The organism is Variovorax trehalosi (genome assembly GCF_051216415.1).
Lineage (GTDB): Bacteria > Pseudomonadota > Gammaproteobacteria > Burkholderiales > Burkholderiaceae_C > Variovorax.
The window spans coordinates 737,980-763,424 of the sequence record NZ_JBPJZG010000003.1 but is presented as its reverse complement, the minus strand read 5'-3'; the positions used below and the strand labels follow the sequence as shown (position 1 = coordinate 763,424).

25 protein-coding genes and 1 tRNA gene are annotated in these 25,445 nt (G+C 64.5%); 1 reads left to right on the top strand and 25 read right to left on the bottom strand.

What is annotated here, in order from left to right:
- Positions 1 to 37 precede the first annotated feature (37 nt).
- The gene (locus ACSFA7_RS15560; protein ID WP_435500194.1) at positions 38 to 1,519 is read right to left on the bottom strand and encodes an efflux transporter outer membrane subunit; all 1,482 of its coding nucleotides are present in this window, start codon (positions 1,517 to 1,519) and stop codon (positions 38 to 40) included.
- Positions 1,512 to 2,048, bottom strand: coding sequence for a MarR family winged helix-turn-helix transcriptional regulator (locus ACSFA7_RS15555; protein WP_435500193.1), 537 nt, complete (start codon positions 2,046 to 2,048; stop codon positions 1,512 to 1,514). The genes ACSFA7_RS15560 and ACSFA7_RS15555 overlap by 8 nt, the downstream gene beginning before the upstream one ends.
- Before the next feature lie 79 nt (positions 2,049 to 2,127).
- On the opposite strand from ACSFA7_RS15555, the gene ACSFA7_RS15550 reads away from it, so the two are divergent.
- Complete coding sequence (locus tag ACSFA7_RS15550; RefSeq protein WP_435500192.1) at positions 2,128 to 3,912, top strand: ABC transporter transmembrane domain-containing protein; 1,785 nt, start codon at positions 2,128 to 2,130, stop codon at positions 3,910 to 3,912.
- 22 nt (positions 3,913 to 3,934) lie between these two features.
- Here the strand turns inward: ACSFA7_RS15550 and ACSFA7_RS15545 are convergent, their stop codons facing one another.
- The 23 genes from ACSFA7_RS15545 to rpsO all read right to left on the bottom strand — a co-directional run bounded on the left by ACSFA7_RS15545 (position 3,935) and on the right by rpsO (position 25,378).
- On the bottom strand, positions 3,935 to 4,387 hold the full coding sequence (locus ACSFA7_RS15545) for a DUF1178 family protein (protein WP_435500191.1): 453 nt from the start codon (positions 4,385 to 4,387) through the stop codon (positions 3,935 to 3,937).
- 7 nt (positions 4,388 to 4,394) lie between these two features.
- Complete coding sequence (locus ACSFA7_RS15540; protein ID WP_435500190.1) at positions 4,395 to 5,000, bottom strand: NUDIX domain-containing protein; 606 nt, start codon at positions 4,998 to 5,000, stop codon at positions 4,395 to 4,397.
- Between the two features lie 167 nt (positions 5,001 to 5,167).
- Entirely contained in the window at positions 5,168 to 5,473 is a 306-nt protein-coding gene (locus tag ACSFA7_RS15535) for a DUF2818 family protein (protein ID WP_435500189.1), read from the bottom strand.
- 15 nt (positions 5,474 to 5,488) lie between these two features.
- Positions 5,489 to 6,976, bottom strand: coding sequence for an NADH-quinone oxidoreductase subunit NuoN (gene nuoN, locus ACSFA7_RS15530; RefSeq protein WP_435500188.1), 1,488 nt, complete (start codon positions 6,974 to 6,976; stop codon positions 5,489 to 5,491).
- A 26-nt stretch (positions 6,977 to 7,002) separates the two neighbouring features.
- Entirely contained in the window at positions 7,003 to 8,481 is a 1,479-nt protein-coding gene (locus tag ACSFA7_RS15525) for an NADH-quinone oxidoreductase subunit M (RefSeq protein WP_435500187.1), read from the bottom strand.
- A gap of 25 nt (positions 8,482 to 8,506) precedes the next feature.
- Positions 8,507 to 10,549, bottom strand: coding sequence for an NADH-quinone oxidoreductase subunit L (gene nuoL, locus ACSFA7_RS15520; protein ID WP_435500186.1), 2,043 nt, complete (start codon positions 10,547 to 10,549; stop codon positions 8,507 to 8,509).
- 7 nt (positions 10,550 to 10,556) lie between these two features.
- On the bottom strand, positions 10,557 to 10,865 hold the full coding sequence (gene nuoK / locus ACSFA7_RS15515; RefSeq protein ID WP_007837741.1) for an NADH-quinone oxidoreductase subunit NuoK: 309 nt from the start codon (positions 10,863 to 10,865) through the stop codon (positions 10,557 to 10,559).
- The gene (locus tag ACSFA7_RS15510) at positions 10,862 to 11,518 is read right to left on the bottom strand and encodes an NADH-quinone oxidoreductase subunit J (protein WP_435500185.1); all 657 of its coding nucleotides are present in this window, start codon (positions 11,516 to 11,518) and stop codon (positions 10,862 to 10,864) included. Before ACSFA7_RS15510 ends, nuoK begins: the two co-directional genes overlap by 4 nt.
- A 37-nt stretch (positions 11,519 to 11,555) precedes the next feature.
- Positions 11,556 to 12,101 carry an NADH-quinone oxidoreductase subunit NuoI gene (gene nuoI / locus ACSFA7_RS15505; protein WP_013542405.1) on the bottom strand — a complete coding sequence of 182 codons (546 nt, stop codon included), beginning with the start codon at positions 12,099 to 12,101 and terminating at the stop codon, positions 11,556 to 11,558.
- Between the two features lie 17 nt (positions 12,102 to 12,118).
- Positions 12,119 to 13,195, bottom strand: coding sequence for an NADH-quinone oxidoreductase subunit NuoH (gene nuoH, locus ACSFA7_RS15500; RefSeq protein ID WP_435500184.1), 1,077 nt, complete (start codon positions 13,193 to 13,195; stop codon positions 12,119 to 12,121).
- Positions 13,192 to 15,363 (bottom strand): NADH-quinone oxidoreductase subunit NuoG, encoded by a 2,172-nt coding sequence (gene nuoG / locus ACSFA7_RS15495; protein ID WP_435500183.1) that lies wholly within the window; start codon positions 15,361 to 15,363, stop codon positions 13,192 to 13,194. Before nuoG ends, nuoH begins: the two co-directional genes overlap by 4 nt.
- Before the next feature lie 20 nt (positions 15,364 to 15,383).
- Entirely contained in the window at positions 15,384 to 16,724 is a 1,341-nt protein-coding gene (gene nuoF / locus ACSFA7_RS15490; RefSeq protein WP_280807443.1) for an NADH-quinone oxidoreductase subunit NuoF, read from the bottom strand.
- On the bottom strand, positions 16,724 to 17,263 hold the full coding sequence (locus tag ACSFA7_RS15485; RefSeq protein WP_435500182.1) for an NADH-quinone oxidoreductase subunit NuoE family protein: 540 nt from the start codon (positions 17,261 to 17,263) through the stop codon (positions 16,724 to 16,726). Before ACSFA7_RS15485 ends, nuoF begins: the two co-directional genes overlap by 1 nt.
- A gap of 10 nt (positions 17,264 to 17,273) precedes the next feature.
- Positions 17,274 to 18,527, bottom strand: a complete 1,254-nt coding sequence (locus tag ACSFA7_RS15480; protein WP_013542410.1) for an NADH-quinone oxidoreductase subunit D — start codon at positions 18,525 to 18,527, stop codon at positions 17,274 to 17,276.
- 1 nt (position 18,528) lies between these two features.
- Positions 18,529 to 19,140 (bottom strand): NADH-quinone oxidoreductase subunit C, encoded by a 612-nt coding sequence (locus ACSFA7_RS15475; protein ID WP_435500181.1) that lies wholly within the window; start codon positions 19,138 to 19,140, stop codon positions 18,529 to 18,531.
- A gap of 13 nt (positions 19,141 to 19,153) precedes the next feature.
- The gene (locus ACSFA7_RS15470; RefSeq protein ID WP_007837763.1) at positions 19,154 to 19,633 is read right to left on the bottom strand and encodes a NuoB/complex I 20 kDa subunit family protein; all 480 of its coding nucleotides are present in this window, start codon (positions 19,631 to 19,633) and stop codon (positions 19,154 to 19,156) included.
- A gap of 12 nt (positions 19,634 to 19,645) precedes the next feature.
- Positions 19,646 to 20,005 carry an NADH-quinone oxidoreductase subunit A gene (locus ACSFA7_RS15465; protein WP_041943881.1) on the bottom strand — a complete coding sequence of 120 codons (360 nt, stop codon included), beginning with the start codon at positions 20,003 to 20,005 and terminating at the stop codon, positions 19,646 to 19,648.
- A 67-nt stretch (positions 20,006 to 20,072) separates the two neighbouring features.
- Positions 20,073 to 20,157: transfer RNA gene (locus tag ACSFA7_RS15460), tRNA-Leu, on the bottom strand.
- Positions 20,158 to 20,276: 119 nt separating this feature from the next.
- Positions 20,277 to 20,678, bottom strand: coding sequence for a preprotein translocase subunit SecG (gene secG, locus ACSFA7_RS15455; protein WP_435500180.1), 402 nt, complete (start codon positions 20,676 to 20,678; stop codon positions 20,277 to 20,279).
- 37 nt (positions 20,679 to 20,715) lie between these two features.
- Complete coding sequence (tpiA, locus tag ACSFA7_RS15450; protein WP_435500179.1) at positions 20,716 to 21,501, bottom strand: triose-phosphate isomerase; 786 nt, start codon at positions 21,499 to 21,501, stop codon at positions 20,716 to 20,718.
- Positions 21,495 to 22,493 (bottom strand): NAD(P)H-quinone oxidoreductase, encoded by a 999-nt coding sequence (locus ACSFA7_RS15445; protein WP_206174357.1) that lies wholly within the window; start codon positions 22,491 to 22,493, stop codon positions 21,495 to 21,497. Before ACSFA7_RS15445 ends, tpiA begins: the two co-directional genes overlap by 7 nt.
- 87 nt (positions 22,494 to 22,580) lie before the next feature.
- Complete coding sequence (gene pnp / locus ACSFA7_RS15440; protein ID WP_435500178.1) at positions 22,581 to 24,905, bottom strand: polyribonucleotide nucleotidyltransferase; 2,325 nt, start codon at positions 24,903 to 24,905, stop codon at positions 22,581 to 22,583.
- 206 nt (positions 24,906 to 25,111) lie between these two features.
- Positions 25,112 to 25,378, bottom strand: coding sequence for a 30S ribosomal protein S15 (gene rpsO / locus ACSFA7_RS15435; RefSeq protein WP_007837783.1), 267 nt, complete (start codon positions 25,376 to 25,378; stop codon positions 25,112 to 25,114).
- Positions 25,379 to 25,445 lie beyond the last annotated feature (67 nt).

The following is a 25,445-nucleotide window of genomic DNA, read 5'->3' as shown; positions in this document are numbered from 1 at the left end:
AACGAGGGAGTCGGGAGCCGGGTCAGCGCGGTTCTGTTCAGTTCACTGCGGCCGTCGGAGCCGATGCCGTGGCGGTCGAGGTTGCCGGGGGCTGCCAGCCACCGCCCAATGCGCGCGCAAGACCCACCTGGGTGTCGAGCGCACGTGCGGCCAGGTCGACGGCCAGCCGGCGCTGCGACAGCACGGAGGTTTCCGCCGTCAGCACGTTGAGGTAGTTGCCGAGGCCCGCGCGGTAGCGCTGCACGGCAATGTCGTAGGCACCTTCGGCCGCCGTTTGTGCGGCGCGCTGTTCGGTCTGCTGGCGGGTGATCGACTGGGCGCTGGAGACCTGGTCGGCCGCATCGCGCACCGCGTCGAGCACCGTGGCGTTGTAGCTTTCGACCGCCACGTCCAGGTCGGCCGACTTGCCGCGCAGGTTGGCGCGCAGCTTGCCGCCTTCGAAGATCGGCAGGCTGATGGCCGGGCCCACGCCCCACTGCTCGCTGCCCGACTTGAGCAGCTTGCCGAAACCCAGGCTCTGGAAGCCGACGAAGGCCGTGAGGTTCACGTTGGGATAGAACTGGGTCTTGGCATTGGCCACGTCGCTGGTGGCCGCCTCGACGCGCCAGCGGGCGGCGGCGATGTCGGCGCGGCGGCCCAGCAGGTCGGCCGGAATGTTGGCCTGCAGCGCCATCGGCTTGACGCCGGCGAGCACCGGCGGCTTGAGCGAGGCCGAGACATTGGGCTGGCCAACGAGTGCGTCGAGCGCGTGCTGCTGCAGCGCGATCTGTTCGTTGAGCGCTTCGATCTGCTGGCGGGCTTCGGGCAGGCCGCCTTCGCTCTGGCGCAGTTCGAGGCGGGTGTCGAGGCCGGCCGAAACGCGGTCGCGCACGAGCTTCAGGGTTTCGTCGCGCTGGGCGAGCGTGCGCTGCGCCACCGTGAGCTGGTCGTTCAGGCGCGCCCACTGGAAATAGCTGCGCGCCACGTTGCTGGCGAGCAGCACGCGCGCCGCATCGGCATCGGCCGCGGCGGCGTTGGCGGCGCCGATGGCGGTGTCCAGCGCGGTGCGGTTCTTGCCGAAGAAGTCGAGCTCCCAGCTGGCGCCGAGCTGCAGCAGGCCGATGTTCTGCGTCGAGCCGCCGAGCGGTGCCGGGTAGATGTAGTTGCTATTGAACTTCTGGCGGTTCAGGTCGAGTTCGCCGTTGACCTTGGGCTTGAGCGCCGCACCGGCGATGTCCGCCGAGGCCTGCGCGCGCACGAGGCGGGCCTGCGCGACCTGCAGGTTCGGATTGCCGGCCACGGCCTGGTCGATCAGCGTGTTGAGCTGCGTGTCGCCGAAGGCGAGCCACCACTGGGTATCAAGCCGCGAAACGGGCGCTGCGGCGCTGTCGGGCGCGATGCCCAGCGACGAGGCATCGCGCAGTTTCGCCTGCGAGCCGATGCCGGCCATGTCGGCACAGCCGGCCAGCGCAACCAGCAGCAACGCAGCTGCCACGACGGGAGTGCGACGCACAGCGCGCACGGCGAGGGAATCATTCATTTTTATCTCCACGGGCCGCGAGGGCCTGCGCGTTGTCGAGGATGCGGCGCAGGTAACCCTTGAGCTGCTCCCATTCCTCGGTGGTGAAACCTGCCAGGTGCTCGTTCTGCACGCGGCTGAGCACGTAAGGCACTTCCTTGGCGGCGGCACGGCCTTCGTCGGTGAGCTCGATGTTGACCACGCGGCGGTCTTCGAGCGAACGCACGCGACGGCACAGGCCCTTGGCTTCGAGGCGGTCGAGCAGCCGCGTCATCGCGCCGGTATCGAGTTCGCAGGCCCGGGCCAATTCGGCCACGGTGGTGGCTGCGCCGATGTGCAGTTTGTACAGCGGTACCCACTGCGGATAGGTCGGGCTGCCGGGCTCGCACATGCGGGTTTCTACCGACTGACCCACCGCCGAGACGATGCGGCGCATCAGATAACCGATGCTTTCCTCGGTCTGGTAACTCTCCGCCCGATAGAAGACAGGCGGACGACGCACAGCGTCATCGGAGTCCGACGAGGCTTGGGGGTTGATTGCATCGCTCATGGGTCGAAATATTAGCTGCCATGGCAGTTATTGTCAAGGCTGCCTTTGTAGGGGCAAGGTTTCGGTAGAATCCGCGCCCATGGCTTCCTCCCCACCGTCTTCCATGGCCAAGGGCTCGCCCCGGTCGCTGTCGGGCCTGAGCCCCTTCCTTCGTCCTTACCGCGTGCAGATCGTGGCGGCGGGCGTTTTCCTGGTGATGGCAGCCATCACGACGCTGGCCTTTCCGCTGGCGCTGCGCAGCCTGATCGACGGCGGGCTGATCAACCCCGACAAGGGCGCTCAGACCATGGCGCTGCGCGAGCACTTCGGCGCCCTCTTCGCGGTGGCCGTGGCGCTGGGCCTGTTTTCAGCCGCGCGCTTCTATACGGTGAGCTGGCTCGGCGAGCGTGTCACGGCGGACCTGCGCAACGCGGTCTACGGCCACGTGCTGCACCAGAGCCCAGCCTTCTTCGAGACCACGCAGACGGGTGAAGTGCTCTCGCGCCTGACGGCCGACACGACGCTGGTGCAGACGGTGGTCGGGTCGTCGCTGAGCATGGGCCTACGCAATGCGGTGATGGGCGTGGGCGCGCTGGCGGTGCTGGTCTGGACCAATCCTTATGTGATGGTGCAGGTGCTGGGCATCCTGGTGTTGGTGGTGCTGCCGAGCATGTGGTTCGGCCGACGGGTTCGGAAACTCTCGCGCGCGAGCCAGGACCGCGTGGCCGATTCAAGCGCCATCGCCGCCGAAGTGCTGAATGCGATTCCGGTGGTGCAGAGCTACACGGCCGAGGGGCGCGAGGCCGACCGCTTCGATGCCTCGACCGAAAATGCCTTCCGCACCGCCGTGCGCCGGACCAAGGCGCGCTCGGTGCTGGTGGCCTTCATCATCATCGCGACCTCTGCTGCGCTGCTCTGGGGCCTCTACCAAGGCACGCAGGCCGTGCTGCGGGGCGACATCACGGCCGGCCACCTCGGCCAGACCGTGGTCTACGTGGCCATCCTCGCGAGCGCAACTGCCGTGCTCGGCGAGGTGTACGGCGACCTGCTGCGCGCAGCCGGGGCCACCGAGCGGCTGATGGAACTGCTGCATGCACCCGCCGTCATCACTTCGCCGCCGAATCCGACAGTCACGCCAATTCCGGCTGCGGGCAGCACGATCAAGCTGGACGCAGTGACCTTCCACTACCCATCGCGGCCCGGCACGCCGGCACTGCGCGACTTCAGTCTCGACATCGCCCCCGGCGAGACGGTGGCGCTGGTCGGGTCCAGCGGCGCGGGCAAGAGCACGGTGTTCCAGTTGCTGCTGCGCTACTACGACCCGCAATCGGGCCAGTTGCTGCTCGACGGCGCGCCGCTCGCCTCGCTCGCCCTGCCCGACCTACGCACCCGCATCGGCCTCGTGCCGCAGGACGCGGTGATCTTCTCGGCCAGCGCGTTCGAGAACATCCGCTATGGCCGCCCCGAAGCCACGGCGGATGAGGTGCATGCGGCCGCCCGCGCCGCTTTCGCGCACGATTTCCTGACGGCATTGCCCGAGGGCTACGACACCTTCTTGGGTGAACGCGGCGTGCGCCTCTCCGGCGGCCAACGCCAGCGCATCGCGATCGCACGCGCGATCCTCAAGAACCCGCCCCTGCTGCTGCTGGACGAGGCCACCAGCGCCCTCGATGCGGAAAGCGAGCGCATGGTGCAGGCCGCGCTCGAATCGGCCATGGAAGGCCGCACGACGCTGGTCATCGCCCACCGCCTGGCGACCGTGCAGAAGGCCGACCGCATCATCCTGCTGGACCACGGCGGCATCGTCGAACAGGGAACGCACGCGGCGCTGGTGGCGCAAGGCGGGGTCTACGCCCGCCTGGCCGCGCTTCAGTTCACGGCCTGAGCCGCGGGCGCGGGGCGGTTGGTTACTGCAGCGTCTCTTTGAGCGCTGCGGGCATCGGCAGCGGCATCACCGCGATGCCCTCGTCGAGCAGCGCTTCGGTCTGCTCGGGCGTCGCCTGCCCCCGGATGCCGCGCTCTTCGGCTTCGCCGTAGTGCATCTTGCGTGCTTCCTCGGCAAAGCGGTCGCCGACGTCTTCGGTCTTCGCAATGACCTCGCGCACGGCGCGCATCCAGCGGGCTTCGGGAGAGAGTTGTGGAGCCGGCACCTGCGAAGGCGCGGCGGGCGCCGCTTCTGCCGGCGCCTTGGCATTCCCGAGATTGAGGCGCGGCGCGCTCAGCAGCTTGACGACGGCGGTGTCGCCGCAGACCGGGCATTCGACCAGTCCAGATGCGAGTTGGGTCTCGAAAGCCTCGTTGGACGCGAACCAGCCTTCGAAGCCGTGGCCATGCGTGCAGCGGAGATCGAGGACCTTCATGCGCGGATTATCCCGCGCCGCCTTGCGACGCCGCCGCTTTCCAGTCGAGTGCCCATGCGCCCGAAAGGACGTTCTGCAGCCAGAGCGTGCAGGTCAGCGTCTTGGCGTCGGTCACCGTGCCGTCGCCGCACCAGCTGGCCAGTTCCTGTGGCGTGGCGGTGAACACGTCGAGGAATTCGCCGTGGTCAAGCTGGCGTTCGCCGAGCGAGAGGCCCCGCGCGAAATAGATGTGGATGATCTCGGTCGAGTACGCCACGGCCAGGTGCATCGCACCGGCATGCGCCCATTCGCGCGCGGTGTAGCCGGTTTCCTCGAGCAGCTCGCGCTGGCCGCAGACCAGCGGGTCTTCGCCCGGATCGAGCTTGCCGGCCGGAAACTCGACCATCACGTGGCCCACCGGGTAGCGGTACTGCCGCTCCAGCACCACGCGGCCATCGTCGAGCAGCGGAATCACCACCACCGCGCCAGGATGTACCACGTACTCGCGCGTGGCGTTGTGGCCATCAGGCAGGCGGACGGTGTCGCGCTTGGCCTGCAGGAACTTGCCCTTGAAGAGTTCTTCGCTGCTGACGAGCTCTTCCTTCAGGTGCGAATCGGCGATGAGTGAAGTCATGTCAGTTTTCCATCACGCTTCGCGTGACCCACGATGCATGAAACTGCCGCGATTCAGTCGGGAGACACCGCAGAACCGGCTTTGCCGGGCTGCTGGTGTCGCCCCCTGAAAGGGGGTTGGCGAAGCGACACGAAGTGCGCGAAGACTGGGGGTAAGCCACATCTTGGTCAGTGCCTGTGCTTCATCAGGTAGCGCCAGGTGAACCCTGGAAAGGCCAGCACGATGAAGAGCGCGCCGGTCACCGCGTAGAACTCCCAGCCCTGCGGTGAGATCTGCCCTGCCCTGCGTTCGAACAGCAGGCCGATGCCACCGGCAATGAAGTACAGCACCACCAGCTCGGCAAAGCGGATCGCGAGCGACTTGCGCTTTGCCGACAGCGGCACTGCGCCGAACAGGCGCTCGTTGAAGAACGGCAGGTTGGCGGCCAGCAAGGCCACCAGCAGCACGACCCAGACCGACGCGGTTTGCGACACCCTGCGCCGGCCGCGTCAGTGGGCCAGCGTGGCCGCGATGGCGTCATAGCACAGCGTCATCAGACCGCCGGGCAGCACGCCGAGAATCAGGATCAGTGCGCCGTTGATCGTGAGCACGGTGCGCACGTCGAACGAAGCCGACACGGTCGTGGCCGTGACCGGTGCGTCGAAGTACATGACCTTGACCACGCGCAGGTAGTAGAAGGCGCCGACCAGCGACATCATCACGGCGAACACCGCCAGGCCGATGTAGATGGCCTGGCCCGAGGCGATCAGCGCCTGCAGCACCGCCAGCTTCGCGTAGAAGCCGACCAGCGGCGGCAGGCCCGCCAGCGAGAACATCGCGATGGCCATCACGCCGGCGTACAGCGGGCTGCGCTGGTTGAGGCCTGCGAGGTCGGTGATCTCTTCGCTTTCGAAGCCTTCGCGCGCCAGCAGCAGGATGATGCCGAAGCTCGCGAGCGTGGTCAGCACATAGGTCACGATGTAGAACATCGAGGCGCTGTAGGCGGCCTGTGCGTTCTGCGTGCCCGAAAGGTCCGAACCGGCGACCAGGCCCAGCAGCATGAAGCCCATCTGTGAGATGGTCGAGTAGGCGAGCATCCGCTTGAGGTTGCTCTGCGCGATGGCGGCGAGGTTACCGATCAGCAGCGAGGCGATGGCCAGCACGGCCAACATCTGCTGCCAGTCGATCGCGAGCGGCTGCAGGCCGTCCACCAGGAGGCGGATGATGATGCCGAAGGCAGCCAGTTCGGGCGCCGCGCCGATCAGCAGCGTGACGGCCGTCGGAGCGCCTTGGTAGACGTCGGGCACCCACATGTGGAAAGGCGCCGCCCCCACCTTGAACGCCAGGCCGGCCACGATGAACACGAGGCCGAACACCAGCACCTGGTGGTTGACCTTGCCGGTCGAGATCGCCTTGAACACTTCGTTCAGGTCGAGCGAGCCGGTCGCGCCGTACATCATCGAGAGGCCATACAGCAGGAAGCCGCTGGCCATCGCGCCGAGCACGAAGTACTTCATCGCCGCTTCGCTGGCCACCGCGTTGTCGCGGCGCAGCGCCACGAGCGCGTAGCTCGAGAGCGTGAGCAGTTCCAGGCCCAGGTAGATCAAGAGGAAGTTGCTGCCCGAGATCATCACGAACATGCCCAGCAACGCGAACATGCTCACGGTGAACAGTTCGCCGCCGCGCAGCATCTCGCGGTCGGCCGCGTAGGGACGGCCGTAGATCAGAGTGACCATCAGCGCGATGGTGGAGAAGCACTTGAGCCAGTTGCCCATCGAGTCGCTCACGACCATGCCGCCAAAGCCGTACAAGGTCTTGCCGTCGAGGGCGGCCATGCATGTGAGCACTGCCACCACCAGCAGCGTGAGCAGCGTCAGCACATAGGTGCGGGTGCGGCGCGGGCTAGTGTCGGACAGGTCGACCAGCGCAATGATGCAGGCCATGACCAGCAACACGATTTCGGGGTAGATCGTGACCCAGCTGAGTTTGTCAATCATCTCGTTCTCTTGTCTTCAGCGTGGCATCAGGAGGGCAGCTTCGAAATCGCCACATGGCGAAGAAGCTCAACGACCGAGGCGTCCATCGCATCGGTGAAGGGCTTCGGATACAGGCCCATCCACAACACGGCGATCGCCAGCAGCGACAGCATCAGGAACTCGCGGGCGTTGATGTCGGAGAGTTCCTTGACATGGTCGTTGCCGACCGGGCCGAGGTACACGCGCTTGTACATCCAGAGGGTGTAGGCGGCGCCGAAGATCAGCGCGGTGGCTGCCCCCAGGCCGATCCAGAAGTTGGCCTTCACGGCACCCAGGATCACCATCCACTCGCCCACGAAACCGGCGGTGCCCGGCAGGCCGCAGTTGGCCATGGCAAACAGCAGCGCGAACGCGGCGAACTTGGGCATGGTGTTGACCACGCCGCCGTAGTCGGCGATCTGGCGCGAGTGCACGCGGTCATACAGCACGCCGATGCCCAGGAACATGGCACCCGAGACGAAGCCGTGGGCGATCATCTGCACGATGCCGCCGGACACGCCGAGCTCGTTGAAGATGAAGAAGCCCAGCGTCACGAAGCCCATGTGGGCGACCGACGAATAAGCCACCAACTTCTTCATGTCCTGCTGCACCAGCGCCACGAGGCCCACGTAGATCACCGCGATCAGCGACAGCGCGATCATGAGCCAGGCCCATTCGTGCGAGGCGTCGGGGGCGATGGGCATCGAGAAGCGCAGGAAACCGTAGGCGCCCAGCTTCAGCATGATCGCGGCCAGCACGGCCGAGCCGCCGGTGGGCGCCTCGACGTGCACGTCCGGCAGCCACGTGTGCACCGGCCACATCGGCACCTTGACGGCGAAGGCCGCGAAGAAGGCGAAGAACAGGAAGGTCTGCGCGGTCGACCCCAGCGGCAGCTTGTGCCAGGCCAGGATGTCGAAACTGCCGCCCGACTTGTTGTACAGGAAGATCAGCGCCACCAGCATCAGCAGCGAGCCGAGCAAGGTGTAGAGGAAGAACTTGAACGCCGCGTAGATCTTGTTCGGGCCGCCCCAGATGCCGATGATCAGGTACATCGGGATCAGCGTGGCTTCGAAGAACACGTAGAACAGGACGCCGTCGAGCGCGGAGAACACGCCGATCATGAAACCCGACAGGATCAGGAACGCGCCCATGTACTGGTTCACGCGCTCGGTGATCACTTCCCAGGCCGAGATGACAACCACGACTGTGATGAACGAGGTCAGCAGCACCATCCACAGCGACAGGCCGTCAAGACCGATGTGGTAGTTGACGTTGAAGCGGGAGATCCAGCTCGTCTTCTCGACGAACTGCATGGCGGCGGTTCCGTTCTGGAAGCGCGTGAACAGCGGCACCGTGACCAGGAAGCTCACGATGGCACCGACGAGCGCGACCCAGCGCACGCCCTTGGCATGCTCTTCGCGGCCAAACGCCAGCAGCACGGCGCCGAATGCGATCGGCACCCAGATGGCAAGGCTCAACAAACCCATTTTTCTTTTTCTCCAGCGTTCGGGCTCAGCGTTTGAACCAGACGAAGTACGTCATCAGGATGAAGATGCCGAGCAGCATCGCGAAGGCGTAGTGATAGATGTAGCCCGACTGCACCCAGCGCACGACGCTGGAGACACGGCCGATCACTTTCCACGAACCATTGACCACCGCACCGTCGATCAGGGCCTGGTCGCCGCCCTTCCACAGGCCGGTACCGAGCGCGCGTGCACCGCGGGCGAGGATGTTCTCGTTGATCCAGTCGAGGTAGTACTTGTTCTCGAGCAGGTTGTAGATGGGGCTGCAGGCGCGCTTGATCGCTGCCGGCACCGCCGGGAACTGCATGTACATCAGGTAGGAGGTCACCACACCTGCCAGCGCCAACCAGAACGGCGCAGTCTGCAGGCCGTGGATCGCCATGGCAATGGGGCCGTGGAAGGCTTCTTCCAGCTCCTTCATCGCATGGTGCTTGGTGCCGTCCACGAAGATCGCGCCCTTGAAGAATTCGCCGAACAGCATCGGATCGATGGTGTAGAAGCCGATCAGCGCCGACGGGATCGCCAGCAGCACCAGCGGCAGCCACACCACCCAGGGCGATTCGTGCGGCTTGTGATCGTCGTGGCCATGGCCGTGACCGTGGTCGTCATGCGCCGCATGGTGATCGTCGTGGTGCGCATCGGGGTTCTGGTCGTAGCGCTCCTTGCCGTGGAACACCAGGAAGTACATGCGGAACGAATAGAAGGCCGTGACGAACACGCCGATCAGCACCGCGTAGTAGGCAAAGTTCGCGCCCCACAGGTGGCTCTCGTGCACCGCCTCGATGATGCTGTCCTTCGAGTAGAAGCCCGAGAACAGCGGCGTGCCGATGAGCGCGAGCGAACCGATCAGCGAAGTGATCCAAGTGATCGGCATGTACTTGCGCACACCGCCCATCCAGCGGATGTCCTGGTTGTGGTGCATGCCGATGATCACCGAGCCCGCGCCGAGGAACAACAACGCCTTGAAGAACGCGTGCGTCATCAGGTGGAACACCGCGACCGAGTAGGCCGAGGCACCGAGCGCGACTGTCATGTAGCCCAGCTGCGAGAGCGTCGAGTACGCCACCACGCGCTTGATGTCGTTCTGGATGATGCCCAGGAACCCCATGAAGAGCGCGGTGATGGCGCCGATCACGAGGATGAAGCTCAGGGCCGTGTCGCTCAGTTCGAACAGCGGCGACATGCGCGCCACCATGAAGATGCCGGCCGTCACCATCGTTGCCGCGTGAATCAGCGCGGAGATGGGCGTCGGGCCTTCCATCGAATCGGGCAGCCACACATGCAGCGGGAACTGCGCGCTCTTGCCCATCGCGCCGATGAACAGGCAGATGCAGATCACGGTGATCAGCATCCACTCGGTGCCCGGGAAGGTGATGCCGGCCAGCGTGTTGGCCTTGGCGAAGGCTTCGCCGTAGTTCAGCGTGCCGGCGTAGGCGGCGATCAGGCCGATGCCCAGGATGAAGCCGAAGTCGCCCACGCGGTTGACCAGGAACGCCTTCATGTTCGCGAAGATGGCCGTGGGCTTGTTGAACCAGAAGCCGATCAACAGGTACGACACCAGGCCCACCGCTTCCCAGCCGAAGAACAGCTGGAGCATGTTGTTGCTCATGACGAGCATCAGCATCGAGAAGGTGAACAGCGAGATGTACGAGAAGAAGCGGTTGTAGCCGTCGTCTTCTTCCATGTAGCCGATGGTGTAGATGTGCACCATCAGCGACACGAAGGTCACCACACACATCATCATGGCGGTAAGGCCGTCGACCAGGAAGCCGACTTCCATCTTCAGGCCGCCGACGATCATCCATTCGTAGAGCGTCGCGTTGAAGCGGGCGCCGTCGACCACCACGCTCTTGAGCGTCATGGCCGAGATGATGAAGGCGACGAGCACGCCGAGGATGGTCAGCGAATGCGTGACCTTGCGGCCGATGTGATTGCCGCCGAACTTGGTGCCGAAGAGGCCCGCGACGGCAGCGCCGACCAGGGGTGCCAGCGGCACGGCCAGCAGGGTGGATGCGGAAAGGGTTGCGCTCATGTTGATTTCAACCCTTGAGCGAGTTGAGCTCGTCGACGTTGATGTTCGACTTGTTGCGGAACAGCAGGACCAGCAGCGCCAGGCCGATGGCCGACTCGGCCGCGGCCACCGTCAGGATGAAGAACACGAAGATCTGTCCGTGCATGTCGCCCAAGTAGTGCGAGAAGGCCACGAAGTTCATGTTGACCGCCAGCAGCATCAGTTCGATGGCCATCAGCAGCACGATCAGGTTCTTGCGGTTCAGGAAGATGCCGATCACCGACAGCGCGAAAAGCATCGCGCCGAGCGAGAGGAAGTGTCCGAGCGTGAGCGTCATGCCTTGTTTTCCTTTGCAGCATCGGCCGGGGGGGCTTCCCCCACGGGTTCAGCCGCACGCGTGACCGGCATCTGCACGATGCGCACACGGTCGCGCGCCTTCACGCGCACCTGGTCCGACGGGTTGGTGTACTTGCTGTCCTTGCGGGTGCGCAGCGTCAGTGCAATGGCGGCGATGATGGCCACGAGCAGGATGACCGCGGCGATTTCCAGCGGATAGAGGTACTCGGAATAGAGCAGCTTGCCCAGTTCCATCGTGTTGGACGTGTTGGGAGAGGTGACCGCCATGGCGCGCGGCGCCTCGCCCAGGCGGAAGCCGCCCATGAGCACGGCCGCCATTTCGAGCGCGATCAACGCGCCCACGCCGGCAGCCAGCGGGAAGTGCTTCCAGAAGCCCTGCCGCAAGCTGTCGACATTGATGTCCAGCATCATCACGACGAAGAGGAACAGCACCATCACGGCGCCGACGTACACCAGCACGAGCGAGATCGCGAGGAACTCGGCGCGCAGCAGCAACCAGATGGCCGAAGCCTGGAAGAACGCCAACACCAGGTACAGCGCGGCGTACACGGGATTGCGGGCGGTGATGACGCGGAAGGCTGCAAACAGCAGCACCACGGCAAACAGATAGAACAGACCGGTCTTGACGTCCATTGGAATTCGGGTGGGTACGGGTTTCGGGCTGGACGGATCAGCGGTACTTGGCGTCGGCCGCCTTGTTCGCTGCAATTTCTTTTTCGTAGCGGTCGCCCACGGCCAGCAGCATGTCCTTGGTGAAGTACAGGTCGCCGCGCTTCTCGCCGTGGTATTCGAAGATATGGGTCTCCACGATCGAGTCGACCGGGCAGCTCTCTTCGCAGAAGCCGCAGAAGATGCACTTGGTCAGGTCGATGTCGTAGCGCGTGGTGCGGCGCGAGCCGTCGTCGCGCACATCCGATTCGATGGTGATCGCCAGCGCCGGGCAAACGGCTTCGCAGAGCTTGCAGGCAATGCAGCGCTCCTCTCCGTTTTCATAGCGGCGCAGCGCGTGCAGGCCGCGGAAGCGCGGCGACAGCGGCGTCTTCTCTTCGGGGAACTGCACCGTGATCTTGCGGGCGAAGGCGTACTTGCCCGTGATCGCCAGGCCCTTGAACAGTTCGAACAGCATGAAGCTGCCCAAAAAATCCTTGAGCGAGAACGGAGCGGAAGCCAGCTTGGACGGGCGCGAGAGTCCGCCCGCGGTATGTGAAGCAGTCATGATGTCGGCGCTTCCAGTTATTTCCAGATGTTGAACGGCGTCTGCATCCAGCCGCCCACAACGACCAGCCACACGAGGGTGACGGGGATGAAGATCTTCCAGCCCAGACGCATGATCTGGTCATAGCGGAAGCGCGGGAACGTCGAGCGCACCCACAGGAACATGGTGACCACGCAGAAGGTCTTGAGGCCCAGCCAGATCCAGCCCGGGATGAAGCTCAGGAACTCGAACGGTGGCAGCCAGCCGCCGAGGAACAACACCACGGTGAGGATCGAGACCAGCCACATGTTGGCGTACTCGGCCAGGAAGAACATCGCGAAGCTCATGCCCGAGTACTCGATCATGTGGCCCGCAACGATTTCCGATTCGCCTTCCACCACGTCGAACGGGTGACGGTTCGTCTCGGCCAGGCCCGAGATGAAGTAGACGACGAAGATCGGCAGCAGCGGCAGCCAGTTCCACGACAGGAAGCCAAGCCCCAAGTCGTGGAACATGCCCTTGCCCTGCACCGTGACGATGTCGCTCATGTTCAGGCTGCCGGTGACCATCAGCACCACGACGAAGCAGAAGCCCATCGCGATTTCGTAGCTCACCATCTGTGCAGAGGCGCGCAGCGCGCCCAGGAACGCGTACTTCGAGTTCGATGCCCAGCCGGCGATGATCACGCCGTACACCTCGAGCGAGGTGATGGCCATCACGAACAGCAGACCCGCGTTGATGTTGGCGAGCGCCACATCGGGGCCGAACGGAATCACGGCCCATGCGGCGAGCGCCGGCATGATCGTCATGATCGGGCCGAGAAGGAACAAGCCCTTGTTGGCGACCGTCGGAATGATGATTTCCTTGGTCATCAGCTTGAGCGCGTCGGCGATCGGCTGGAGCAGGCCCAGCGGTCCGATGCGGTTGGGGCCAATACGGATCTGCGTGAAGCCGATGGCCTTGCGTTCCCAAAGCGTGAGGTACGCCACGGCGCCCATCAGCGGGATCACGACCACGATGATCTTGATCAGCGTCCAGATCACGGGCCATGCCACGGCCGTCCACCAGCCTGCGGCGATCAGCCCCTGGCCGAAGCCATGAATCGCGTCGATCATGCCAATGCCTCCTCGGCCTGACCCGATGCGACGGGTGCGGTCGATGCGTTGCGCGCATCGGCGGTCAGTTGCAACGACGGTGCGCGGCGCACGATGGAGTCGAGCTGGTAGATGCTCGCGACCACGGGTGCCAGCGCAGCGCCGTTGGATGCGACGGCGTTGGCGGCCGTTTCGTTGTTCAGGGCGTTGACCGGAACGGTGCCGCCCTCGCCCACCGTCTTGAGCACGTCAGCGGTCGATTCGAACGCGAAGCCGGGCAGGCCGAGCAGGTTGGCCAGCACGCGCAGCACCTTCCACGCCGGACGCGCTTCGCCTTGCGGCTTCACGACGGCATGGAAACCTTGCAGGCGGCCTTCGGCATTGACGAAGGTGCCGGGCGTTTCGGTGAACGGCGCGATCGGCAGCAGCACGTCACTGAATTCGAGGTTGGCCTTGAAGGGGCTCAGCGTGACGACCATCTGCGCATTGCCGATGACATCGGCGGCGGCAGCGCCGGCGGCCGAGTCGAACACCGGTTCGGTGTTCAGCAGCAGCACGGCCTTGAGGCCGGAGCCGCTGGCGAGCATGCGGCCGGCATCGAGGCCGCCGTTCTTCGGGAAGGCCCCGACGAGCTGCGCGCCCACGGTGTTGGCGGCTTCGGTCAGGTATCCAACGGTCGCGCCGGTCTGTGCGCCGATCCAGTTCGCCAGGGCCAGCAGGCTGCTGGCTTGTGCGTGGTGGGCGGCGGCGTTGCCGAGCAGGATGGCCTTGCGCTCGCCGCTCAGCAGCGATGCTGCGATGGCTTGTGCAGCGGCGTCGGGCTCGCTCTTCGGTGCCAGCGGTGCGGCGGTGCCGTTGGTCTTGCCGATGGCGGCAGCGACTGCCGTCAGCGCTTCAATCCACTGGTCGGCTTCGACGATGGTCGACTGCGCCACATTGATGGCCCAGGCGTCGCGGTCTGCCATGAGGCTGGCCGACGTGATCACCGACAGCGCGGCGCCCTTGCGCACAGCCTGGCGGATGCGCTGCGCGAAGAGCGGGTGCTCCTTGCGAAGGTTGGAGCCGACGACCAGCGCGCGCTGCACTTGCGTGAGCGATGCGATCGAGGTGCCGAGCCAGCGCACGCCTTCGAACGCCGTGAATTCGGCGTTGCGCAGGCGATAGTCGATGTTGTCGCTGCCCAGTTCACGCGTGAGCATGGCGGCGAGCTGCAGCTCTTCGAGCGTGCTGTGCGGGCTGACCAGCGTGCCGATGCTTTGCGCACCGTGGTCGGTCTTGATCTGCTTCAGGCCATTGGCCACGTATTCGAGCGCGGTCTGCCAGTCGACCTGCTGCCATTGGCCGCCTTGCTTGAGCATGGGCTGCGTCAGGCGTTCCGGGCCGTTGAGGGCTTCGTACGAGAAGCGGTCGCGGTCGGCGATCCAGCATTCGTTGACGTCTTCGTTCTCCAACGGCACCACGCGCATCACGCGGTGGTTCTTGACCTGGACGATCAGGTTCGAGCCGGTGGAGTCGTGCGGGCTCACCGACTTGCGGCGCGACAGCTCCCAGGTGCGGGCGCTGTAACGGAATGGCTTGCTCGTGAGCGCGCCGACCGGGCAGATGTCGATCATGTTGCCCGACAGCTCCGAGTCGACCGAGTCGCCGAGGAAGGTCTCGATCTCGGAGTGCTCGCCACGCTGCGTCATGCCCAGCTCCATCACGCCGGCCACTTCCTGGCCGAAGCGGACGCAGCGCGTGCAATGGATGCAGCGGCTCATCTCTTCCATGCTGATCAGCGGGCCGACGTCCTTGTGGAAGACGACGCGCTTCTCTTCTTCGTAGCGCGAAGAAGAGCCACCGTAGCCCACGGCCAGATCCTGCAGCTGGCATTCGCCACCCTGGTCGCAGATCGGGCAATCCAGCGGGTGGTTGATCAGGAGGAACTCCATGACCGACTGCTGCGCCTTGATGGCCTTTTCGCTCTTGGTGCGGACGATCATGCCCTGCGTGACGGGCGTGGCGCAGGCCGGCATCGGCTTGGGTGCCTTTTCCACGTCGACCAGGCACATGCGGCAGTTGGCGGCGATGCTGAGTTTCTTGTGATAGCAGAAGTGCGGGATGTAGGTGCCCGCCTTGTCGGCCGCATGCATCACCATGCTGCCTTCGGTCACTTCGACCTTCTTGCCGTCGAGTTCGATTTCGATCATGAGTATGTTTCTTCTCGCGCTCAGGCCTGGACGGGCGCCTTCGGGACGTAGCCCGGGATCAAGGCCTCGAACTCGTGACGGAAGTGCTTGATCATGGCGCGCACCGGCATCGCCGCCGCATCGCCGAGGGCGCAGATGGTGCGGCCCTGGATGTTGTCTGCCACGGAGTTGAGCAGGTCCATGTCGGTCGCCCTGCCCTGTCCGTTGTGGATGCGGTCCACCACGCGGTAGAGCCAGCCCGTGCCTTCGCGGCACGGCGTGCACTGGCCGCAGGACTCGTGCATGTAGAAGTACGACAGGCGCTTGAGCGACTCGACCATCGAGCGGCTGTCGTCCATGACGATCACCGCACCCGAGCCGAGCATGGAGCCGGCCTTGGCGATGGAGTCGTAGTCCATGGTGCAGGCCATCATGATGTCGGCCGGCAGCACCGGCGACGACGACCCACCGGGAATCACGGCCTTGAGCGTGCGGCCCTTGCGGACACCACCACACAGCTCCAACAGCTTGGAGAACGGCGTGCCCATGGGCACTTCGTAGTTGCCGGGCAGTTCGACGTCACCGCTGACCGAATAGATCTTGGTGCCGCCGTTGTTCGGCTTGCCGCATTCGAGGTAGGCCGGACCACCGTTGTTGATGATCCAGGGCACCGCCGCGAAGGTCTCGGTGTTGTTGATGGTGGTGGGCTTGCCGTAGAGGCCGAAGCTCGCCGGGAACGGCGGCTTGAAGCGCGGCTGACCCTTCTTGCCTTCGAGCGATTCGAGCAGCGCGGTTTCTTCGCCGCAGATGTAGGCGCCGAAGCCGTGGGCCGCGTGCAACTGGAAGTTGTACGTGCTGCCCATGATCGCGTCGCCGAGATAGCCGGCGGCGCGCGCTTCTTCGAGGGCTTCCTCGAAGCGGTCGTAGCTCTGGAAGATCTCGCCGTGGATGTAGTTGTAGCCCACGCTGATGCCCATCGCGTACGCAGCGATGGCCATGCCTTCGATCACGATGTGCGGGTTGAACTGCAGGATGTCGCGGTCCTTGCACGTGCCCGGTTCGCCTTCGTCGGAATTGCAGACGAGGTACTTCTGGCCCGGGAACTGGCGGGGCATGAAGCTCCACTTCAGGCCCGTCGGAAAACCTGCGCCGCCGCGACCGCGCAGGCCCGAGGCCTTCACTTCAGCGATCACCTGGTCGGGCGTGAGGCCCTCGGTGAGGATCTTGCGCAGCGCCTTGTAGCCGCCGCGTGCTTCGTAGTCGGCCAGGCGCCAGTTGGTGCCGTTCAGGCCCGCGTAGATCTGCGGCTCGATGTGGCGGTCATGGAAACAGGTCTGGACGCCCGTTGCCTGGAACTGCTGGAGTACTTGTTCGGGCGACATCAGGCAGCCTCCCCTTTGGTGGAAGCGCGCAGGCCTTCGATGAGCTGGTCGAGCTTCTCGTTGCTCATGAAGCTGCACATGGTGCGGTCGTTGACCAGCATCACGGGCGAATCGGCGCAGGCGCCCAGGCACTCGCTCTGCTGCAGCGTGAACAGGCCGTCGTCGGTCGACTCGCCCATCTTGATGCCGAGCTTCTTCTCGAGGTGAACGAGCGCGGTGACACCGTCACGCAGCTGGCACGGCAGGTTGGTGCACACGTTGAGCTTGAACTTGCCCACCGGATGCTGGTTGTACATGTTGTAGAAGGTCGTCACTTCATGCACGGCGATGGGCGCCATGCCGAGGTAATCGGCGATCTCGCGCTCGCGCTGCATGCTGATGTAGCCCTCGCCCTGCTGGACGATGGCCAGGCACGCCATCACGGCGGAGGCCTTGCCGGCTTCGGGGTACTTGGCGACCTCGCGCGCAAAGCGCTCGAGCACGTCGGCCGTCAACGGGGCCGAAGGGGCCGCGTCATGGTGGTGGGCGGAGGAAGTCATTCGCTCTTTCTCACCTGTCGATTTCGCCGAACACGATGTCCATCGTGCCGATCACCGCGACAGCGTCGGCGATCATGTGACCGCGCGACATTTCGTCGAGGGCGGCAAGGTGCGGGAAACCAGGGGCACGGATCTTCAGGCGGTAGGGCTTGTTGGCGCCGTCGCTCACGAGATAGATGCCGAACTCGCCCTTCGGATGCTCGACGGCGGCATAGGCCTCGCCTTCGGGCACGTGGAAGCCTTCGGTGAAGAGCTTGAAATGGTGGATCAGCTCCTCCATGTTCGCCTTCATCGATTCGCGCGCGGGCGCGGCGACCTTGTGGTTGTCGGTGATCACCGGGCCGGGATTCACGCGCAGCCATGCCGAGCACTGCTGGATGATCTTGTTGGCCTGGCGCATCTCTTCGACACGCACGAGGTAGCGGTCGTAGCAGTCGCCGGTCTTGCCCACGGGCACGTCGAACTGCATCTGGTCGTAGACGTCGTAGGGCTGCTTCTTGCGAAGGTCCCATTCGATGCCCGAGCCACGCAGCATGGGGCCGGTGAAGCCCAGGTTCAGCGCGCGCTCCGGCGTCACGACGCCGATGCCCACGGTGCGCTGCTTCCAGATGCGGTTGTCGGTGAGCAGCGTCTCGTACTCGTCGACCATCTTCGGGAAGCGCTTGCAGAAGTCGTCGATGAAGTCGAGCAACGAACCCTGGCGGTTTTCGTTCAGGCGCTCGATGGCCTTCGCGTTCTTGATCTTGCTGACCTTGTACTGCGGCATTGCATCCGGCAGGTCGCGGTAGACGCCGCCCGGACGGAAGTACGCCGCGTGCATGCGCGCGCCGGAGACGGCCTCGTACATGTCGAACAGGTCTTCACGCTCGCGGAAGCAGTAGATGAGCATGTTCATCGCACCGCAATCCAGACCGTGCGCACCGAGCCACAGGAGGTGGTTGAGCAGGCGGGTGATCTCGGCGAACATCACGCGGATGTACTGCGCGCGGATCGGCACGTCCAGGCCCATCATCCGCTCGATGGCCAGGCAGTACGCGTGCTCGTTGGACATCATCGACACGTAGTCGAGGCGGTCCATGTAGGGCAGCGACTGGATGAAGGTGCGCGATTCGGCAAGCTTCTCGGTCGCGCGGTGCAGCAGCCCGATGTGCGGGTCGGCGCGCTGGATCACTTCGCCGTCGAGCTCGAGCACCAGGCGCAGCACGCCGTGCGCGGCCGGATGCTGAGGGCCGAAGTTGAGGGTGTAGTTCTTGATTTCGGCCATATCAGTGCAAACCGCCGCCGTAGTTGTCTTCACGGATCACGCGCGGCGTGATTTCCCGCGGCTCGATCGATACCGGCTGGTACACGACGCGCTTCTGTTCTTCGTCGTAACGCATCTCGACGTGACCCGACACCGGGAAGTCCTTGCGGAACGGGTGACCGATGAAGCCGTAGTCGGTCAGGATGCGGCGCAGATCGTCATGGCCGTCGAACACGATGCCGTAGAGGTCGAACGCCTCGCGCTCGAACCAGGTGGCGGCGCTCCAGACGGGCTGGAGAGAGTCGACCACGGGCAGGTCTTCGTGGGGCGCGAACACCTTGAGGCGCACGCGCTGGTTGAGCGTGATCGACAGCAGGTGCGAGACGACGCAGAAGCGCTCGCCCTGCCACTCGCCTTCGCGGTAGTCGGAATAGTCCATGCCGCAAAGGTCGATCAGTTGCTCGAAGCGGCAGCCGGGCGCGTCGCGCAGCAGCGTGGCGGCGTCGATGTAGTCAGCCGCGCTCACCACGACAGTCACCTCGCCCAGCGCGAGCGTCACGCTCTTGGCCTTGGCGCCGAGCGTCTCGGTGATGGTGGCGCGCAGCACCTCCGGCGAAATTGCAAAGTCAGTCATCGTCGGCAATCTCTCAGGCGCGGGCAATGGTGTTGGTGCGGCGAATCTTCTGCTGCAGCTGGATCACGCCATAGAGCAGCGCTTCGGCGGTGGGCGGGCAGCCCGGAACGTAGACGTCGACCGGCACGATGCGGTCGCAGCCGCGCACGACTGAATAGCTGTAGTGGTAGTAGCCACCGCCATTGGCGCACGAGCCCATCGAGAGCACCCAGCGCGGCTCGGGCATCTGGTCGTAGACCTTGCGCAGCGCCGGCGCCATCTTGTTGCACAGCGTGCCGGCCACGATCATCAGATCGGACTGGCGCGGGCTGGGACGGAACAGCATGCCGAAACGGTCGATGTCGTAGCGGGCCGCGCCCGCATGCATCATTTCGACCGCACAGCATGCGAGGCCGAACGTCATCGGCCAGAGAGATCCGGTCTTCGCCCAATTCACCACCGAGTCGTAGGTGGTGGTGACGAAACCTTCTTTGAGAACGCCTTCAATGGCCATCGTGATTCCTTGTCATTCCCAGTCGAGCGCGCCTTTTTTCCACTCGTAGATGAAACCTACGACGAGGATGGCGAGAAAGATCATCATGGCCCAGAAGCCGACAGCACCGATCTCCTTGAGCGCAATGGCCCACGGGAAGAGAAAGGCAATTTCGAGATCGAACAGGATGAAGAGAATGGCAACGAGGTAATAGCGCACGTCGAACTTCATGCGCGCATCCTCGAAGGCTTCGAAGCCGCACTCGTAGGGAGCGTTCTTCGCAGCGTCTGGCCGATTGGGGCCGAGGATGTATCCGATGACTTGGGGGGCGACGCCTACGCCGACTCCGACCAAAATGAACAAAAGGACGGGAAGGTAGGAATCGAGGTTCATCGAGAAATTTTCACCGCTTGCCACCGGCAAGAAGAACCTCTGGATGAGGTTTTCTGCCGATGAGATTTGGTGCGGTCGGCGAGACTCGAACTCGCACAGCTTTCGCCACTACCCCCTCAAGATAGCGTGTCTACCAATTTCACCACGACCGCGGTTTTTGCTGTTCAGATGGCATGAGGTACCTGTTAAGGCATTTGGCTTTCTGAACAGCTTTAGAGTTTACCCTGAAATACAGCCGTTTCTCGCTGACGACTGCATGAAAACGACTGGATTACTTGTTCGGAATCTGACCGGCGCCCGAAACGGGTGCGGCAGGTGCCGAAGCCGGTGCGCTCGGAGCGCCCGCGCCAGGGATTTGGCCAGCCGCGCCAGATGCCGGTGCAGCAGGCGTGCCCACAGCCGCACGCTCGAGAAGACTGCCGCCGCCCGCAGGACGCGCATGGCTGAAGTACGCAAGCAGCAGCGTGCATGCAAAGAACACCGCAGCCAGCACGGCCGTGGTGCGCGAGAGGAAGTTCGCGCTGCCGCTGGCACCGAAGAGGCTGCCAGCGCTGCCGCTGCCGAAGGCGGCGCCCATGTCGGCACCCTTGCCGTGCTGGACCAGGATCAGGCCGATCATCGCCAGGGCCGCCAGCATTTGCACGCCGACCAGAAGGTTGAGGACCACGTTCATTCGTTCTTACTCCTAATTGATGACAGCCGTTGCGCGTTCAGCGCGCAGCGGCAGAAATGATCTGCAGAAAGTCGGGGGCCTTGAGCGACGCGCCGCCGATGAGGCCGCCGTCGATGTCGGCCTGCGCCAGCAGTTCGGCGGCATTGGCCGCGTTCATGCTGCCGCCGTAAAGAATGCTGATGCCGGCAGCGTGCTCGCTCGCGGCGTGATGCAACTGCGCACGCAGCACGGCATGCACCGCCTGCGCCTGTTCGGGCGACGCCGTCTTGCCCGTGCCGATGGCCCAGACAGGCTCGTAGGCCACGACGATTTCGCTGATGCAATGGCCATTCACATGGATCACCGCAGCGAGTTGGCGCTTGACGACTTCTTCGGTCTGCCCTGCTTCGCGCTGCGCCAGTGTTTCGCCAACGCAGACGATCGGCGTGATGCCATTCGCCAACGCGGCGGCAGCCTTCGCAGCCACCGTCTCATCGGTCTCGCCGTGGTACTGCCGACGCTCGGAGTGCCCGACGATGGCATAGCGCACACCGAAATCCTTCAGCATCGCCGCCGATTGCTCGCCGGTGAACGCACCTTGGGGATGCGCCGAGACGTCCTGTGCGCCGAGCGCCAGCGACGGCGTACCCGCCAGCAACGATTGCAGTTGGGCGAAGTACGGCGCCGGAGCGCACAGCGCCACATCGCAAGCGGCCGGGCTTGCCGCCAGGCCTTGCTGCAGAGCCTTCACCAGCGCCTCGTTGGCGGCCAGGCCGCCATTCATCTTCCAGTTGCCGGCGATCAGTTTCTTCTTGGTTGTCATCGCGTTGTTCGTTGTCACCATGTCAGCACGATCTTGCCGATGTGCTGGTTCGATTCCATCAGCGTGTGAGCCTGGGCCGCGCCACTCGGTTCACCCGCCGCCGCAAAAGTGCTGTGGATCACGGGCTTGATCGCGCCGCTTTCAAGCAGCGGCCAGACCTTCTCGCGCAAAGCCTTGGCAATCGCGCCCTTGAACGCCACTGGCCGGGGCCGCAGCGTGGAGCCGGTGATCGTGAGGCGCCTGCGCAGCACGAGGCCCGCATTGATCTGGCTCTTCACACCGCCCTGCACCGCGATGATCACGAGCCGGCCGTCTTCGGCCAGGCATTCGATCTCGCGCGCCACGTAGTCGCCGGCGACCATGTCGAGGATCACGTCCACGCCCTTGCCGCCCGTGAGTTCCTTCGCCTTTTCGACGAAGTCGCTCGTGCGGTAGTTGATGGCGTGGTCGGCGCCCAGCTTCTTGCAGGCTTCGCACTTGTCGTCGCTGCCGGCCGTGACGATCACCGTCGCGCCCAGCGCCTTGGCGATCTGGATGGCTGTGACGCCAATACCGCTTGAGCCACCCTGGATCAGCAGCGTCTCGCCCTTTTGCAGGCGGCCACGTTCGAACACATTACTCCAGACGGTGAAGAAGGTCTCAGGCAGCGAAGCCGCATCGACATCGCTCCAGCCCTTGGGCACCGGCAGGCATTGCGCCACGGGCGCCACGCACAGCTCGGCATAGCCGCCACCCGCAATCAATGCGCAAACGTGGTCGCCGATCTTGAAGCCCGCTTCGGCCAGCGCCGCGGCGTCGCCCGACACGATCTCGCCGGCCACTTCGAGGCCCGGCAGGTCGGAGGCGCCAGGCGGCACCGGGTAGTGACCCATGCGCTGCAGCACGTCGGGGCGATTGACCCCGCTGGCCGCAACGCGAATCAGCAGTTCGCCCACGCCCGCCACCGGATCGGGACGATCGGCCACGCGCAGCACCTCAGGGGCGCCGTACGAAGTGATTTCAATGGCTTTCATGGTCTTTCGGCCTCCAACGCCCGCAGGTGGGGCGCAGCTAGCTGTTCAAAAGATAGCAACGGCAGGATTGCTGCCGTTGCGCCCTTCTTACTCCTGAGGCTCGCGCGGCGCTTGCGACTGCTCGCCGGACGGAGCCTGCTGCTGGTCGTTGCGCGGCTGTTGCTGCTGGTCGTTGAAGCGCGGTGCGCGCTCGCCACGATCACCACCACGGTCGCCGCCGCGATCGCCACGGTCCGAACGCTCACGGCGCTCGCCACCACGGTCGCCGCGATCGCCACGGTCTTCACGCGGCGGGCGCTCGCTGTATTCCATGCCGGCCGGACGCTCCGTCAGAGCCTTCATGGACAGCTTGACGCGGCCCTTCTCGTCGGTTTCCAGGACCTTGACCTTCACGATCTGGCCTTCGCTCAGATAGTCGGTCACCTTCTCGACGCGTTCGTGCGCGATCTGGCTGATGTGCAGCAGGCCGTCCTTGCCGGGCAGCAGGTTGATGAGCGCGCCGAAGTCCAGGATCTTGGTGACCGGGCCTTCGTAGACCTTGCCGATTTCAACTTCGGCGGTGATCTGTTCGATGCGCTTCTTGGCGAACTCGGCCTTTTCCGGATCGGTCGAGGCGATGGTGATGGTGCCGTCTTCGTCGATGTTGATCGTCGTGCCGGTTTCTTCCTGCAGGCCACGGATGACCGAGCCGCCCTTGCCGATCACGTCGCGGATCTTCTCGGGGTTGATCTTCAGCGTGGTCAGGCGCGGCGCGAAGCTGGAGACTTCGGCCTTGGCCTCGCCCATGGCTTCCTGCATCTTGCCCAGGATGTGCATGCGCGCTTCCTTGGCTTGTGCCAGTGCGACCTGCATGATTTCCTTGGTGATGCCCTGGATCTTGATGTCCATCTGCAGCGCGGTGATGCCGTTGGTCGTGCCGGCCACCTTGAAGTCCATGTCGCCCAAGTGATCTTCGTCGCCCAGGATGTCGGTCAGCACCGCGAAGCGGTTGTCTTCCTTGATCAGGCCCATGGCGATGCCGGCCACGTGGGCCTTCATCGGCACGCCGGCGTCCATCATCGAGAGGCAGCCGCCGCAGACCGAAGCCATCGACGAGGAGCCGTTCGACTCGGTGATTTCCGAGACCACGCGCACGGTGTACGGGAATTCTTCCTTGGTCGGCAGCACGGCGACGAGCGCGCGCTTGGCCAGGCGGCCATGGCCGATTTCGCGGCGCTTGGTCGAGCCCATGCGGCCCACTTCGCCGGTGGCAAAGGGAGGCATGTTGTAGTGGAACAGGAAGCGGTCTTCGTACTCGCCGGCCAGCGCGTCGATGCGCTGTGCGTCGCGTTCGGTGCCGAGCGTGGTGATGACCAGCGCCTGGGTTTCACCGCGCGTGAACAGGGCCGAACCGTGGGTGCGCGGCAGCACGGAATTGCGGATCTCGATGGGGCGCACGGTGCGCGTGTCGCGGCCGTCGATGCGGGGTTCGCCCGACAGGATCTGGCTGCGAACGATCTTCGATTCGATGGAGAACAGCAGGTCGTTGACCTTGCCGGCGTCGAAGGGCTCGCCGCTTTCCTTGAGCGTGCTCATGACGCTGGCGTTGGCTTCGCGCAGGGCTTGGGTGCGGGCTTGCTTGCTGCGGATCTGGTAGACGGCGCGCAGCTTCTCTTCGGCCAGACCCTTGACCTTGGCGACGAAGGCTTCGTCTTCAGCGGGCGCTTGCCAGTCCCACATGGGCTTGCCGGCGTCGCGCACGAGGTCATGGATCGCATTGATCGCGATGCCGGCCTGTTCGTGGCCGAACACCACGCCGCCGAGCATGATTTCTTCGCTCAGCTGCTGGGCTTCGGACTCGACCATCAGCACGGCAGCTTGCGTGCCGGCGACGACGAGGTCCATCTGCGAATCCTTGCGAGCCGTCTGGCCCGGATTCAGCACGTACTGGCCGTTGATGTAGCCCACGCGGGCGGCACCGATCGGGCCGCTGAACGGGATGCCGGAGATCGCAAGCGCAGCGCTCACGCCGATCATGGCGGCGATGTCGGCATCGACTTCGGGGTTCAGCGACACGGTGTGGATGACCACGTGCACTTCGTTCAGGAAGCCTTCGGGGAACAGCGGGCGGATCGGACGGTCGATCAGGCGGCTGGTCAGCGTTTCGTGTTCGCTGGGCTTGGCTTCGCGCTTGAAGAAGCTGCCGGGGATCTTGCCTGCGGCGTAGGTCTTCTCGATGTAGTCGACGGTCAGCGGGAAGAAATCCTGGCCTGGCTTGGCGGACTTGGAGGCGACCACGGTCGCCAGGATCACGGTGCCGTCGATGTCGACCAGCACGGCGCCATTGGCCTGGCGGGCGACTTCGCCCGTTTCCATGACGACAGTCTTGTCGCCCCATTGGAAGGACTTGGTGACTTTGTTGAAGAGGCTCATGTTTGCTCCTGTTTTAGTAGCGAACCACACAGGGTTCGCAAGGGGCGGAGGCTGTCTCAGAACACGATGCCATTCCAGCGAAGCTCGGGGAGAACTTCATTGGAATGACACAGCTTCGCTCTGTTTTGGCACTCCGAAAGTGGATCGCGAAGTAAAAAACGCCTGAGCTAGCGGACTAACCCAGGCGTTTTTTCATGCGATTCGGTTTACTTGCGCAGACCCAGCTTGGCGATCAGCGCGGTGTAACGGTCGGCATCCTTGGACTTGAGGTAGTCCAGGAGCTTGCGGCGGCGGCTCACCATGCGCAGCAGGCCGCGACGACCGTGGTGGTCCTTGGCGTGCGTCTTGAAGTGGGGGGTGAGCTCGTTGATACGGGCGGTCAGCAGTGCGACTTGCACTTCGGGGCTGCCAGTGTCGTTGGCGGCGCGGGCGTTGTCTTTGACGACTTCGGCCTTGATGGAGGCTGCGATCATGTTGAATTTTCCTTGTTCCGGGATGTTTGACTTGCGATAGGGACTGGAACTGCCCCTGTCGTGCGCC